The sequence below is a fragment of the Pontibacterium sp. genome, assembly GCF_964228735.1.
Lineage (GTDB): Bacteria > Pseudomonadota > Gammaproteobacteria > Pseudomonadales > Balneatricaceae > Pontibacterium.
The window spans coordinates 1-14816 of sequence record NZ_CAXRBQ010000074.1; the positions used below are offsets into that span (position 1 = coordinate 1).

11 protein-coding genes are annotated in these 14816 nt (G+C 53.3%); 4 read left to right on the forward strand and 7 right to left on the reverse strand.

Going from position 1 to position 14816, the window contains the following annotated elements:
* Positions 1-84: 84 nt before the first annotated feature.
* A complete protein-coding gene (locus tag ACEQ15_RS07850) occupies positions 85-1539 on the reverse strand; it encodes a hypothetical protein (RefSeq protein WP_370278562.1) in 1455 nt (484 codons plus the stop codon).
* A gap of 129 nt (positions 1540-1668) precedes the next feature.
* On the reverse strand, positions 1669-2367 hold the full coding sequence (gene csiR, locus ACEQ15_RS07855; protein WP_370278563.1) for a DNA-binding transcriptional regulator CsiR: 699 nt from the start codon (positions 2365-2367) through the stop codon (positions 1669-1671).
* Positions 2368-2555: 188 nt separating this feature from the next.
* Between csiR and lhgO the strand changes: the two genes are divergently transcribed.
* Entirely contained in the window at positions 2556-3767 is a 1212-nt protein-coding gene (gene lhgO, locus ACEQ15_RS07860) for an L-2-hydroxyglutarate oxidase (RefSeq protein WP_370278564.1), read from the forward strand.
* Between the two features lie 407 nt (positions 3768-4174).
* Here lhgO and ACEQ15_RS07865 read toward each other — a convergent pair whose 3' ends face one another.
* Positions 4175-4867 (reverse strand): TorF family putative porin, encoded by a 693-nt coding sequence (locus ACEQ15_RS07865; RefSeq protein WP_370278565.1) that lies wholly within the window; start codon positions 4865-4867, stop codon positions 4175-4177.
* A 223-nt stretch (positions 4868-5090) separates the two neighbouring features.
* Between ACEQ15_RS07865 and ACEQ15_RS07870 the strand changes: the two genes are divergently transcribed.
* Entirely contained in the window at positions 5091-6575 is a 1485-nt protein-coding gene (locus tag ACEQ15_RS07870; RefSeq protein ID WP_370278566.1) for an aldehyde dehydrogenase, read from the forward strand.
* A 227-nt stretch (positions 6576-6802) separates the two neighbouring features.
* Here the strand turns inward: ACEQ15_RS07870 and ACEQ15_RS07875 are convergent, their stop codons facing one another.
* The 4 genes from ACEQ15_RS07875 to ACEQ15_RS07890 form a co-directional block, all read right to left on the reverse strand.
* Positions 6803-7786: an IS110 family transposase gene (locus ACEQ15_RS07875; protein ID WP_370278567.1), complete on the reverse strand. Its 984-nt coding sequence runs from the start codon at positions 7784-7786 to the stop codon at positions 6803-6805.
* A 696-nt stretch (positions 7787-8482) separates the two neighbouring features.
* The gene (locus tag ACEQ15_RS07880) at positions 8483-9322 is read right to left on the reverse strand and encodes a LuxR C-terminal-related transcriptional regulator (protein ID WP_370278568.1); all 840 of its coding nucleotides are present in this window, start codon (positions 9320-9322) and stop codon (positions 8483-8485) included.
* Positions 9323-9460: 138 nt separating this feature from the next.
* On the reverse strand, positions 9461-10843 hold the full coding sequence (locus tag ACEQ15_RS07885) for an aspartate aminotransferase family protein (RefSeq protein ID WP_370278569.1): 1383 nt from the start codon (positions 10841-10843) through the stop codon (positions 9461-9463).
* 287 nt (positions 10844-11130) lie between these two features.
* On the reverse strand, positions 11131-11847 hold the full coding sequence (locus ACEQ15_RS07890) for a GntR family transcriptional regulator (RefSeq protein ID WP_370278570.1): 717 nt from the start codon (positions 11845-11847) through the stop codon (positions 11131-11133).
* Between the two features lie 252 nt (positions 11848-12099).
* Here ACEQ15_RS07890 and ACEQ15_RS07895 point away from each other — a divergent pair, with 252 nt between their 5' ends.
* Positions 12100-13437 (forward strand): glutamine synthetase family protein, encoded by a 1338-nt coding sequence (locus ACEQ15_RS07895; protein WP_370278571.1) that lies wholly within the window; start codon positions 12100-12102, stop codon positions 13435-13437.
* A gap of 442 nt (positions 13438-13879) precedes the next feature.
* On the forward strand, positions 13880-14816 hold a 937-nt coding region (locus tag ACEQ15_RS07900), incomplete at its 3' end, for a polyamine ABC transporter substrate-binding protein (RefSeq protein WP_370278572.1).

The window sequence follows — 14816 nt, forward strand, 5'->3', positions numbered from 1 at the left end:
TCCCCGGCTCAAACCAATGGGGGTAAGGGGGAGTTGCGCCTTGAGTCTGAAAAATCGCGTTGCATGCCCCTGAATCCGGGTACTTCAGCTCCTCGTTGGACAACATTCCGAGAAAACAGGCATCGAGGAGTATTCATGAACAATCCGGGTTAGGTTCGGTCGCATCAAAACCTGAGTGACCGTGCGTCCCAGGTTGTCGACCTGACCGCTGCTCAGCCAGCTCCAGCCGCATTCGTTAGTTGCGTTCTTAGGTCGTTTACCAGGTTGGCTGTGCACGATACGTGTGTAACGTTCCGCATTCAGTACCACGGTTTCATCGTTATGGCACATGCCCTGGCGAACGCCGGTAGGGAAACCTTCCGTAGTCAGACCGTAACCAACCGGGTCCACGTTGGTACAGATCGACCAGTACTGAGCCTGAATGGGGCCGGTGCTTTCCAGTTCCTGTGTGCCGTCAAAGGTCTTAGGGGTATGCGGCAGCTTAATGTAGGACACCGCAACTTCTCGTTCCGGGGTTTCGTGAGACAGATAAGTGCCCAGGTAGGCATTGGCAACCGTCCCCGCCATACTGCCGCCACCACCCGCTGCACCTGCAGCAGGGATGCGCGTCCGTACCTGTTCGCGATCAGGCAGCAAGAAGATCCCAAACAGGGAGTAGGGCGCGTTGAAGTATCGCTCCCATAGCGGCTTTTCCTGAGCTGGGGCACGCGCGGGTTCCGCTGCCTGGGCGATCATGCCGTTCCAGGCCTCCAGTGGCAGGGCAGTTTCGGTCAACTCCCCCTCCGTGTTGTTGAGGTTGATGCGGGCACAGATATCCGCCTCGTTTTTCAGGACCGTACCATCCGCCAACTCAAGGCTTTGTAGCTTGGGTAGCTCCACGCCGCCCAGTACATCCTGGCCCCGGTCCGGCAGGTAGGAGCGGAAGCGCAGTTCGGTATTCTGCTTGTAGATGGATAAGCGCGGACTCGGCGATTTTACGTACAGAGTGTTGGGTTCGGCTGCTGTTGGTCTTACTTCATCCTTAATGCGTAGGGTCCATCTGCGGTTATCGGCGTCCCGGTTTGAGCCCAGGCGGTAGGTGTTGGTGGAACCTGGATCGGGTTCAATGTTTACCCCGTTAATAGAATCCAGTGGAAAGGCGCCGGAATAGGTGTCGATCGCCATATAGCGGTTATGGGCGTATTCGCCTGTCAGAACCAACGTAGCACCTGCCGGGAGTTTGAATTTGGCTGGCCAGTAGCTCACCCAGGTGTCGGGGTTGTTACCACTGCCAAGTGGCACGGTTTTGCTGTAGGCAAACGCATTGCCGGCATACCAGGATTTAAAGAAGCAGCTACTGGGTAAGTCGTTGCTGGTTAATGCCTCTATTTTGGTGCCGGGAAAATAGTAATCAGTGCCGGTAGGCTGTGCGTTATTGCTGGTTGCCCATGCCGTGCTCGTTGTGAGTGAGAGTGCAATTGCGCACTGGAGCAGGGGATGGCGGCGCTTTGGGCGCGGTGAGTTGCCACCGCCAAGTGGTAGATTGACGTTGTTTTTCATTATTCTAATTCTCTTACCTAATCTGAAACTGAAAAGGGGATGTAGTGTTCAGATTAAATAAAAGGTACGTCAGGTTTTGGCCGTTAGCGGCCGACCACTTGTCTTAAGCTGCCAAACTCCTTTTAGAGTCTATAATTCGAGGTCTTTCAACGCCCAGTACGGCACCAGCAGGTGGTGCTGGATCAGTTCTACTGCGCGCTCTTTATTGCGATCCAGCAGGGCATCGATCATCTCCTGATGCTCTTTCTGGTTAGCATCAAACACGGTGTTATCCAGCATGTTGTGCTGCAACCACAGGTTGCGGTAGCGGGATGCTTTCTCGTACAGGGAGCGGCGTACATGTAACAGGGTGGGGGATGCACAGCCGGATGCAATCGCGGTATGGAAGGCCTGGTGGATCACCTCCCAGCGCTGGATATCATCCGGGTTGTTCTCGTCCAATAGCGCGGCGGACTTCTTCAACTGGTGGGCTGCGGCCAGAATACCTGCTTCCCATGCATCATCACCCAACTCTACCGCCTGGCTCACGCACAAACCTTCGATCTGAGCGCGGGTGTGATAGATGTCCTGCATCTCTTCAGCAGAGATCGGGTGCACGGTAAAACCACGCTGATTCTCCACAATCACCAGTTGCTCGACCAGCAGCTGCGACAGGGCTTCGCGCAGCGGGCTCACGCCCACCTGATAGCGCTCTTTGAGGCGCGCCATCTTCAGTTTTTCACCGGGTTTGAAGTAGCCGGTCAGAATGTCCTGCTTTAACTGCCCCAGTACCTGGGTGGCAAAGTTATCGCTGCTCTGTGTGGTTGGGGTAATTGTTGCTTCTGTCATCATCCGATCTGTGACCTGTCCAAGTTGCGACATAGTGTAAGGGAAGACGGCATAAGATTTAAATAACGTTGAATGCAAATAACGTTGACATAAATTAAAAATGACGACATTATTTGTTGCATCGGATCTGACAGTGCCTTTTGGTGCTTCAGTTGTTATCACCCTCATACCCTTGGTTTGTAAGCACGATGATTTACGATTACCTGATTATTGGCGGCGGCATTGTAGGCGTTTCCACCGCATGGCAGTTGAAGCAGCGTCACCCGGAAAAATCCGTTCTGCTGGTGGAGAAAGAGGCGGTATACGCCAAGCACCAGACTGGCCACAACAGCGGCGTAATCCACGCAGGTGTTTACTACGCACCGGGCAGCCTGAAGGCGCAGTTCTGTAAAGAGGGTGTGGCTGCGACTATCAAGTTCTGTGAAGAGAACAACATCAAATACGAACAGTGCGGCAAGCTGCTGGTTGCGACCAACAAGCTGGAACACGAACGTATGCTGGCGCTGTACGAGCGTTGCCAGACCAACGGCATCAGCGTTGAGCTGATCGACCAGAAAGAACTGAACGAGCTGGAGCCGGACATCGTGGGCACCGGTGCGATCAAGGTTCACGATACCGGTATCGTTGATTACCAGCAGGTGACCACGGCGATGGCAGGCCGCTTCGAAGAGCTGGGCGGCGAAACCCGTCTGAACACCGAAGTCGTTAACCTAAGCGAAGACGCAAACAGCGTAACCGCTGATGTGATGCGCAACGGCAAGTTCGAGCAGATCCAGGCGCGTTTCCTGATTACCTGTTCCGGTCTGATGGCAGACCGCACCACTAAGATGCTGGGGATCGAAACCGATTTCCAGATCGTACCGTTCCGTGGCGAGTACTACCGTCTGGGCCCTGAGCACAACCAGATTGTTAAACACTTGATCTACCCAATTCCTGATCCTGAACTGCCGTTCCTGGGTGTTCACCTGACCCGTATGATCGATGGCAGTGTGACGGTTGGTCCGAATGCGGTACAGGGTTGGAAGCGTGAAGGTTACGGCCGTATCAACATCAGCCTGAAAGATATCTGGGACATGGTGACCTTCTCCGGTTTCTGGAAAGTGCTGAAAGCCAACCTGAAAGTGGGCCTGATCGAAACCAAGAACTCCTGGTGGAAACCGGGTTACCTGAAAACCGTACAGAAGTACTGCCCGAAATTGAAACTGGAAGACCTGCAGCCATATCCGGCGGGTATCCGCGCACAGGCGGTCATGAAAGACGGCAGTCTGGTACATGACTTCCTGTTCGCAGAAAGCGCGCGCAGCCTGCATGTATGTAACGCACCATCCCCAGCGGCAACGTCCTCCATTCCGATTGGTGGTTACATCTGCGACAAGCTGGCAGAGAAGCTGGAAGGTTAATCGTAAATTAAACTCGCATTGTTGGAGTTTTTGAGGGAGCCGATTGGCTCCCTTTTTTTGTGCTTCGGATGGTGCCTATTTCTTTTGTGTATCTGGTTCCCATGCTGTGCGTGGGAACCCTGTGGATTGGGAATGAGAGATGTGTGGTTTGGGTAGATATGTAGGGCAGGCTTCAGCCTGCCGGCAGCGTGAACGCTGCCCTACAAAGGGGTTTGTAGAAGCCATTTCTTCTGCCGATAAAAAAGCCGCCTGGGAACAGGCGGCAAGAGCATTTCACGAAGAGGGTAGAGACAACCCAGCGACTGATAATCCGGAGTCGCGCTGCACTTAGAAGGGGATCGATGCAGCGCGTTAAAAGACCTGCATGTCAGTCAGCACACAGGTCTTCGGGTGATGCTAATGACTGCTTAGAAGGTGCGGGATACCGTCAGTAGCAGGGTTTCGTCGTTGCGGAACGCACCGGTGTTGGTTTCGTCCGCATCGGCTACGTCGTTAAACAGGTACGCAGCAGACAGATCCAGACCCGCTGCGGAGCCGGAGATACCGATGGAGTAATCTTCGTAATCATCGATATCAGTGGAACCCCAGTAGTCACCGAAGGAGTGACCCGCGTGTAGGTCCAGGCTTATCTCGTCAGTCAGGGCATAACTGTAATCCAGTGCTACGTAGCTGGCGGATTCATCGCTGTTGCCGTAGTCGTTGGTGTAACCCAGTGTCAGCGCCAGATCGCCGTAGTACAGACCCGCCATGATTTCCGCGTAATCGATATCCGCTGCGTCATAACCCGGGTAGGTGTAGTAGTTGAGGGATACGTCGTAAGAGAAGTCGTCGTTGATATCGTTGCCGTAACCAACGTAGTAATCCACTTCCAGGTTGGCGTCGTCACCAGCGCCGAAATCCAGGTTGCTGCCCCAGATACCCGCGTATACGCCGTTGTCGAACGCTACGTCCAGGCTGCCCTGAATCGCTGCATCGCCAGCGGTTTGGGAGATGCCACGGTAACGGTAGTCGTTGGTGAAAGAAACTGTGCCGGAAACTTCTGCTGCCTGCGCTGTGCCCATTGCAACCGCCAGGGCGAGACCGGTTAAAACCTTTTTCATCTCGAATCCTTATTTTTATTCATTAGTGAGGATTCAATTTTTATGAAGGTGGGTGGTCACTTTATATACCGTTGAGTAGGTATGCCCTGAGGGGTAGGGAAAAGGCGCATTCTAAGGCCATTCGTACTGTAGGGTTTTACTACCTACTCGGGTGTATATAAAGCTAGGTTGGCATTTGCGTAGACTCCGGTTAATCGCAGTTTTTAGCAGGAGAATATTAATAATGAAAACCTACAGCGAGTGGCAGGCCCTGAGCGAATCACTGACATTAAACGGTCAGGCCTTTATCAACGGCCAGTTCCAACCTGCAGTCAGTGGTGAGACCTTTCAATCGATCAACCCAACCACTGAACAACTGCTGACCGATGTTGCCAGCTGTGACGCTGCGGACGTAGACATCGCAGTTGCCAATGCCCGTGAAGTGTTTAAGTCTGGCGTATGGTCCGAAATGCACCCGCGCCAGCGTAAGCAGATCATCCTGAAATGGGCCGATCTGATCGAACAGCACAAAGATGAGTTTGCCGTGCTGGATACTCTGGATATGGGTAAGTCGATCAGCGAGATGGTGAACATCGACGTGCCAGACGCGATTGATTGCTTCCGCTGGACCGCTGAGTGCATCGACAAAGTTTACGGCGAAATTGCACCCACCGGTAACGACACGCTGGCGATGATCCACCATGAGCCTGTGGGTGTTGTCGGCGCGATCACCCCTTGGAACTACCCGCTGCTGATGGTGAGCTGGAAGATTGCTCCGGCACTGGCGGCTGGTAACTGTGTGGTGCTGAAACCATCCGAAAAAGCACCGCTGAGTGCACTGCGTCTGGCTGAACTGGCTATTGAAGCGGGTATGCCTGCAGGCGTACTGAATGTACTGCCGGGCTTCGGTCATACCGCAGGTAAAGCACTGGCGCTCCATATGGACGTAAACGTGTTGGCGTTCACCGGTTCTACCCGTGTTGCGGGCATGCTGATGGCTTACGCGGGCGAGTCCAACATGAAGCGTGTATGGCTGGAAGCGGGCGGTAAGTCCCCGAATCTGGTCTTCGCTGATGCGGATATCAAGAAAGCGGCAGCCGGTGCGGCCAGCGCGATCTTCGCCAACCAGGGCGAAGTATGTATCGCGTGTTCCCGTCTGTATGTCGAGAAGAGCATCAAAGAGGAATTTGTTGCGGCACTGATCGAAGAAGCTGCTCGCTTCCGTACCGGTGATCCATTGGATCCGGCAACTACGATGGGGCCGATGGTTGATGGTGCTCAGCTGGCAACCGTTGAGCGTTATGTACGTTCTGCCCAGGAAGAGGGCGGTAACGTGCTGGTGGGTGGTCTGCCTGAGTATGAAGAGGGTAAAGGGTTTTTCGCCAAGCCAACCATTGTCGATAACGCACACAATGGCATGACCTTTGTGAAAGAGGAAATCTTTGGTCCGGTATTGGCAGTCTGCGAGTTTGAGACCGAAGAGGAAGCGATCGAACTGGCGAACGACTCTATCTATGGTCTGGGTGCAGCCGTTTGGACGCAGAACCTGTCCCGCGCACACCGTGTCAGCCGCAAGATCGAATCCGGCATGGTGTGGGTGAACACCTGGGGTGAAGGTGACACCACCGTACCGTTTGGTGGTGTGAAGGCGTCCGGTAACGGCCGTGACAAATCCTTGCACGCCCTGGAGAAATACACCGACATCAAGAACGTGCTGATCCGTTTGTAACTCCCTGTTGGTACGCTGCCCGGTGCTAGGCCGGGCAATTCTGTCTTAACCGCTCCCTGAGCGGTTTTTTTATGCGTGGATTTTGGGTGTGGAGGTTGAAAGGTGCTGTAGCAGCCCGCTTGTACGCCCTTTAGGGCCATGAGGGCAACTGGTTGGACGGGATGATGAGGTGAGAGCAGAGGCGTAAGTTGTAGATACCATCTCTCCCGATATGCCTCAAGCGTGTTCTAAGCGGCTTGAGGCATATATTCTTTTTGGTTCTTCACCACCCCAAAACAGATCTGGAGCAGCTTCCTCATGGCGGCCCCCAGCGCCTGCATCTTGGTTTTCCCTGCACTCAGCAAACGATGATATTGCGAACGGATAGCCGGGTTGTGTTGTGTGGCGACGACTGCGGCCATGTACAACTTGGCTCGGATGCGGGACGGGCCTTCCTTGCTCAAGCTAGTGCGACCTCGCTGTTTGCCTGACTCCTGCAACTTGGGGATCAGGCCTGCATAGCAGGCAACCTGTTTTGCTTGCTTAAACGACTTCGCAGCGAATAGATACGTTAATTCACGCGAAACAACTTCACCAACGCCTTTTATCGACTCCAGCAGCTGTCGATTCTTTTTCAGGTGGGGATGACGGTCGATATGATCATCAATATCCGTTTTTAGCTTACGGATCTCACTTTCGATAACCGCCACCATGTCGTAGAGTGACTGCAACACCCGCTCTGATACGTCGGCTGTTTCACTCGCTTCCAAGCGGTTTACTTCGCGTTGATGGTCCTTTTCCAAGGCATCAAGACGCCGCATCAGGGCCTTGAGTTCACGGACTTCCGGGGCTTCCGGTTGCCACAGTTCCAAGTCTTCCTTACCTGTTCCGTAACGGGCTAGCGCGTAGGCATCGGACTTATCCGTTTTATGCACCAAGCCGATGGCTTGGGTAAACTGCTTGGCTTTGCCAGGATTGGCCAGGTAAATATTGAAGCCTTGCTCATGCAAAAAGTAGATGCAGGCTTCATGGTAGACCCCGGTGGGCTCTGCCGTAATCAAAACCTCTTGGGGCTCCACTTTCGTATTTTTGCGAATCCAGTTAGCAATCGCTTCAAACTCTTTACGCTGGTTAGGAAAAACTTTTGTTTTCTTCTTGTTGGCCCGCACATCACGCAGCCAGCAAATATCCAGCTTATCTTTACCAAAATCGATTCCGATCGAGTAATGCATCTCTTCTACTACCCTTGTAAATGCAGCATCATCTGAATTTCAGAGCGCTTTGATACCATTCAGTTCTGAGATAAGGGGAAGCCGGGGTTTAATCTACAAAACAGCCTTAGGGACTAAGGGCAGCCACAAACTCACCGACTTCTGGCGATGGACGGTAGCTAACCACCCATCTTGGAGAGATACAAGGGCAGCCTTTAGGCTGCCGGCAGGCTAATCACCAAAGATGACGCAGAGCCTGCCCTACAAATTTGGATATGTCGCGGGTCAGTACCCCACGCGCATAAAAGCCCGCTGCTACAAAGTGTGGTGTTGGGCATTGCTGCGCAATGGCCAACCTACGGGATTGTTGAGTTGGTCGGTTTGTAGCAGCTCGCTCTGAGGGCGACTGGGGTTGGTGGGGTAGGTCGTGGTCGGCACCCAAAGGGCACAAAAGCCCGCTGCTACAAGGTGTGGTGTTGGGCATTGCTGCGCAATGGCCAACCTACGGGAATGTTGAGTTGGTCGGTTTGTAGCAGCCCGTTCTGAGGGCGATTGGGTTTGATGGGATGTGTCGCGGTCGGCACCCAAAGGGCATAAAAGCCCGCTGCTACAAGGTCGTGTTGTTGGGCATTGCTACGCAATGGCCAGCCTACAGGGGTAAATGTTGGGTAGGTTGGCCATCGCATCGCGATGCCCAACACATAAAGGAACTGAAACTCAGTGGCTCTGCGCAATCGCGGCTTCTGCCGCTGCACCTTCAAGCGCGTTGAGGTGTGCCAGAAACAAGGTAAAGATCTCTGACTGCGTTGAGGTATTCAAACGCGTATGGATGTTCTTACGGTGTACCTTCACGGTCCCGAGGCTGATATTAAGCATACTGGCGATCGCTTTGGAGGAGTGCCCCTGCAAGATCAAACCTGAGATCTCCTGTTCGCGACGGGTCAGTACGCCGCTGCCAAAGGTATTGAGCGCTTGCTTCATGGCACCGTCGGACTTTTCGTACTGCACGTATTCCTGCGACTGGGACAGCCAGAACTGTCGTACCAGCGAGTTGATTACTGGGTAGAGGTCCTGCAGGCGGTGCAGTTCCGCGCGGGTAATGGTGCCCAGGCTGGATTTTCGGCCCAGGGAGATTGCGCAGGTGACATGTTTATCCAGCTCAATCACCAGGTTGATCTCGTCCACCAGATCGAAGTTCTTGTAACAGCTCTGGTAATACTCGGTGGTTTCAAAGGAGTCCGGAGAGATCTCGGCCAGACGACTGACACCTGATGGCAGTCCATCCTGAATCGCGTTAAACAGCGGGTCCAGAATGAAGAATTTGTTGATGTAATTGTGCAGAGTGGGGCTCTGCTCAGCCGGATTGGTCGGATGCAGAATGATCGGCTTAAAGGATTTCTTAAAGGTGACCATCAACACCGTATCGAAACGGCACTGGGTCGCCAGGAATTCAGCGAGAACCTTGGGAAAACTGCGCAGGCGGATATGGTCGATCAGTGACGCCAGATCTTTTTGCCAGCTGAGGGATTGAGTGTCCGGGCTATAACGGTTTTGCATCTAAGCCTCCCCTGAATCAGTTTTCTTGCGTTGTTATCGTTCTATGGCGTCCGATTGGAAAAAACTGGCTACATGACTGCAGCCAGTGAAAGAGGGAGCAGTGGCGACACTGTATGGATACTGCTCCCGGCGCTGAAATCAGCTAACGGACTCAAGAGTCAGGTCGAAGCAACGACGTGCTTTTTCACACAGCTCGTCCACCTCTTCACGGGTGATCACCAGTGGTGGTGACAGTACCATGCGGCTGCCGACCGCACGCATGATCAGACCGTTGTTGAAACAGTGATCACGGCAGATCAGGCCGATATCCAGATCATCCGGGAAGAACTCTTTGGTCTCTTTATCTTTCACCAGTGCGATACCTGCCACCAGACCAATACCTTCGATATGGCCGACCAGTGGGTGATCCGCCAGAGCTTCGCGCAGTTTCTGCTGGAAGTAAGGGCCGATATCGTTGCCCACGTAGTCGACGATGTTCTCTTCCTTCATCAGGCGGATGTTTTCGATCGCGACGGCTGCAGCAACCGGATGGCCGGAGTAGGTGAAACCGTGGTTGAAGTCGTCATCGTGCTCGATCAGGGCGTTGGCAATGCGCTCACCTACGGCAACGGCTGCGATAGGCAGGTAACCGGAAGACAGACCTTTTGCCATGGAGATGATGTCTGGCTTGATGCCCAGGGTGTCACTGCCGAACCAGCTGCCGGTACGACCGAAACCACAGATCACTTCGTCTGCTGCGATCAGGATGTCGTACTTCTGGCAGACCTTCTGAATCTCTGCCCAGTAGTTTGCTGGTGGCACGATTACGCCGCCAGCACCCTGGATCGGTTCGCCTACGAAAGCCGCCACGTTGTCCGGACCCACTTCAAGGATTTTCTCTTCCAGTGCTTTTGCGCAGGCGATGCCGAACTCTTCTTCGGTCATGTCGCCGGCTTCACCGTACCAGTACGGTTGGCGGATACGCTCGATGTTAGGTACCAGCGGGCCGCCCTGTTTGTGCATGCCGCTCATGCCACCCAGGCTGGTGCCACCGATGGTGGAGCCGTGGTAGGCATTTTCGCGCGCGATCAGGATGTTGCGGTATGGCTTGCCTTTGATGTTCCAGTACTGGCGGACCAGACGGATTATGGTGTCGATCGCTTCGGAGCCGGAGTTTGCAAAGAAGATATGGTTCAGACCGTCCGGTGTTACGCTGGCGATCTCTTTCGCCAGTTCAGCTGCCGGAGTGTGGGTGGTCTGGAAGAAGGTGTTGTAGTACGCCAGCTCATTCATCTGTTTGGTGGCGGCTTCAACCAGCTCTTTACGGCCGTAACCCATGTTTACACACCACAGGCCTGCCATACCGTCCAGAATCTTCTGGCCTTCGCTATCCCACAGGTAAACACCTTCACCTTTGGTGATAACGCGGGCGCCTTTTTTGTTCAGGGCACCGGTGTTGGTGAAAGGGTGCAGGTGATGCTCGGCGTCGGTGGCTTGAACCGCAGCTGTGTTTGTAGCGTTGTTGTTTTTATCTTCTAGCATCTTTATCTCCCGATATTGCTTTCAGCGATCAGACGTCTGCTAAGCAATAGGTCGTTGCGTTAACTAAATCCTAAAAATGTGATCATAAAAAACAAGGTTGCTGGCCTGTTGTAATGATCAGATATCTCGATTTTGTGATCACAAAATTAAAAAGTCAACAAAAATGCTGTGCAGAATTTGGGCGCTGTTAGCTGTTGTACACTGAAAATATAGTCTGAATTTGGCGGAAAACTGCAGATTGAAGAGAGGGGAAAGAGCGGGCTGAAAGGGATTCAGCCCGGTACAGGTCAGGCGGTAACGCCAGCGGATTGCTCGATAAAACTGTGTAGAAGTTCGGGGGTGCCAGCAAAGGCGATACCCTCGCGAATGTCGGCAGTGATCGCCATCTGCAGGGCCAAAGCGTCTTTTCTTTCGATCGCCTGCATCGCTTCATTATGGCGATCAACCAGGTAATGTTCGTCCAGTTTGCTGGTGGCCAAACGCATAAACGGACCCAGCTGCAGCCACAGACTTTCGATCAGTGGCAGGGTGACCTGATGCGGGTTGGCAGTATATAAGGCGCGGTGGAAATTCTGATTAAGAATGCTGACCTGCTCCAGGTCACCTTGCTCCTGGGCCTCGTCAATCAGGCGATCCAGCTGTCTGAGTTGATCCAGCAGTGTCGCGTCTATATAAGGAAGTGCACGGGCGGCGGCATGGGATTCGATCGCGATACGAGCTTCACACAACTCGGTAAATTTCATCGCGGTCATTCGTGGTACCATCACGCGCCGGTTGCCCTGGATCTCAAGTGCGTTCTCGGCTGCGAGTTGTCGTAGCGCTTCACGAACCGGCATCGGGCTCACGTCCAGAATACTGGCCAGCTCACGAATTGTCAGTGCCCGACCGGGCAGAATCTGGCCGTTCATCACTGCGTAGCGCAAGGTCTGATATACCCACTGGGTTATAGTTACAGACTCATCTCGCTCGGTTAAGGTTATTTTTATCGGAGATTTCTTATCCATGTTCGCTTAGGACCTGGCTCTTTTTTGTCTCCTATTCTAATGCGATCACGAATCTGGGTGAATGGCTTTTTTGGCTTAAGTGCTAACTTGACCATAAAGAATATTTGTGATCACATTGAGTTAAAGTTTGTGATCACATTTTGAGTTTTGCTCTATCCTCATAGATAGAGGTCGATAGACAAAGCTGACCCGGTGACACAAGTAGCACTGCACCGAAATAAGTGCGAAAGAGATTTCGAGAGAGAATCTTATATGTCTTCTAATAACGATAAAGAATTTGACCTGTTTATTACCGACCTGAACGGTAACCTGCGTGGCAAACGGATGCCGGGCAGCGCACTGGGTAAGGTAATGGAAGAGGGCGTTAAGCTGCCTCGCTCCGTAGTTGGTTTTGACTTCTGGGGAGATGATGTACTGGATAACGGCCTGGTATTTGAAACCGGTGATAGCGACGGTGTGTGCATGCCGGTGCACGATAAGCCGGTACCGGTGCCTTGGGCTGATTCGCCACGCGATCAGGTGTTAGCAACCATGTTTAACCCGGATGGTACGCCGTTCAGCGCCGATCCTCGCCAGGCACTCAACGCGGTGGTCGATCGTTTTAAGAAGCTGGGCCTGACGCCGGTGGTGGCCACCGAGCTTGAGTTCTACCTGATGGACGGCAAGTCCGAAGAGACGCAGCGTCCGCAGCCGCCGGTACTGGTGGAAGGTCACGGTCGTCGCCTGGCCGAAACCGATTGTTACTCCATCGATGAGATGGACGGCTTGTCCTCTTTCTTCGCGGAAGTGCGTGCTGTTTGTGACGCACAGGGTGTACCGGCAGATACCATTATCTCCGAACTGGGCCCGGGTCAGTTTGAGATCAACCTGAACCATGTGCCAAATCCGATGCTAGCCGGTGATCAGGCGATCATGTTCAAGCGCCTGGTGCGCGGTATTGCCCGTAAGCACGGTTACGCTGCGACCTTTATGGCTAAGCCGTACGCGAACAAGAGCGGTAACGGTTTCCACGTTCACTTCAGCTTGCTGAACGAAGCGGGTGAGAACGTCTTTGATAACGGTGGTGAAGAAGGTACCGATGTACTGAAGCACGCTGTTGCAGGCCTGATGCACACCATGGCGGACAGCATGCTGACCTTTGCGCCGCACATGAACTCCTACCGCCGCTTTATGGTGGGTGCTCATGCGCCAACCTGTGCGAGCTGGGGTTACGAAAACCGCACCGTGGCGATCCGTATTCCGGAAAGTCCACCGATTGCCCGTCGTATCGAGCACCGCGTAGCGGGTGCGGATGCTAACCCATACCTGGTGTTGGCGACCATTCTGGCCGGTGCTTTGTACGGTATCGAGAACAAGCTGATGCCACCTGCGCCGATTGAAGGTGATGCGTACACCGAAGCGAACCAGGATCTGGTGCTGCCAAACAAGTGGGATGAAGCAACCGATATCTTCAACCGCAGTGAGGTATTGAAAGAGTACCTGAGTGAAGAGTTTGTGCGTGTGTATACCGCGGCGAAACGTCAGGAGCTGCGCAAACTGCATGCGCAGATCTCTGATATCGAATACGAGTCTTACCTCGGATTCTTGTAAGTCATAAAGCCTCTGTTGATCGCTTAGAAGGGTGAATTGGCAGGGGCTTTTTAATGGGCGGTGCGAACGACTCGTGCCGTCTGGATGCCGGTTATTGGGAGCCGGTGGATAGGTGATCAGATCTGGATTTCAGCAGCTGAGGGTGCTGTTTATTCGTGAGATAAAACTGATCGAAGTGGTCTATCAAATAGTTTTTCTCAATATACCCCCCAGAGGGTATATAGATCCTCTGAACGGGTAACGTACATTCAAGGTAGTGGAATTGTCGTGCTCTGGACGACATCCACACCAGGCAAGAACGTGGCACGCAGGTAAGAGCAACTTTTAGCTGCGCGCCGTGATAATAAAAACAAAAGCACGCGTCTGATACGGCCAATCTCCTCTGGTAGCAGGGGCCAGTCAGACGATACAGCGAAAGCTGTGCCTAAAATGGAGAATGTTTATGCACCTCAAGAAACTTGGTCTGACTGCCGCGCTTGCAGCTGCCCTGTCCACCTCCGCCGTTGCCGAAGATAAAGTCCTGAACGTATACAACTGGTCAGACTACGTTGATCCGGCGATCATCACTGCGTTTGAAGAAGAAACCGGAATCAAGGTGAACTACGACGTTTACGATTCCAACGAAGTTCTCGAAGCTAAGCTGATGTCCGGCGGTAGCGGTTACGACATCGTTGTGCCAACTGGCGCGTTTCTGGAGCGCCAGGTAAAGGCGGGCATCTACGCTGAAATCGACCGTTCCAAACTGACCAACTACGACAACCTGGATACGGTACTGACCGAAAAGATCGCGCGTCACGATCCTGACAACAAACACAACGTACCTTGGGCGTGGGGCACCATCGGTCTGGGCTACAACGAAGCGATGGTAAAAGAGCGTCTGGGTGACAGCGTTGCCCTGGATTCTCTGGATTTGATCTTCAACCCGGAAGTGTCTGCGAAACTGGCAGACTGTGGTATCGGCATCCTGGACTCCCCGGCAGAGGTGGTGTCTGTTGCGCTGAACTACCTGGGTCTGGATCCAAACTCTGAAAAGAAATCTGACCTGAAAAAAGCGCAGAAGCTGCTGAGCTCCGTGCGTGGTAACTACAAGTACTTCCACTCCAGCAAATACATCTCTGATTTGGCCTCTGGCGAGATCTGTGTAGCGCTGGGTTACAACGGTGACGTACTGCAGTCTCAGAGCCGTGCAGAAGAAGCGGGTCTGGGTCAGAAGATCGAATACCGCGTACCGAAAGAGGGTACGCTGGTGTGGTTTGACCTGATGGCGATCCCATCTGATGCACCACACCCGGAAGCTGCGCACAAGTTCATCGATCACATGCTGAAGGCAGAAAGTGGTGCTGGCGTTGCAAACTACGTGTACTACGCTGTGGCCAACA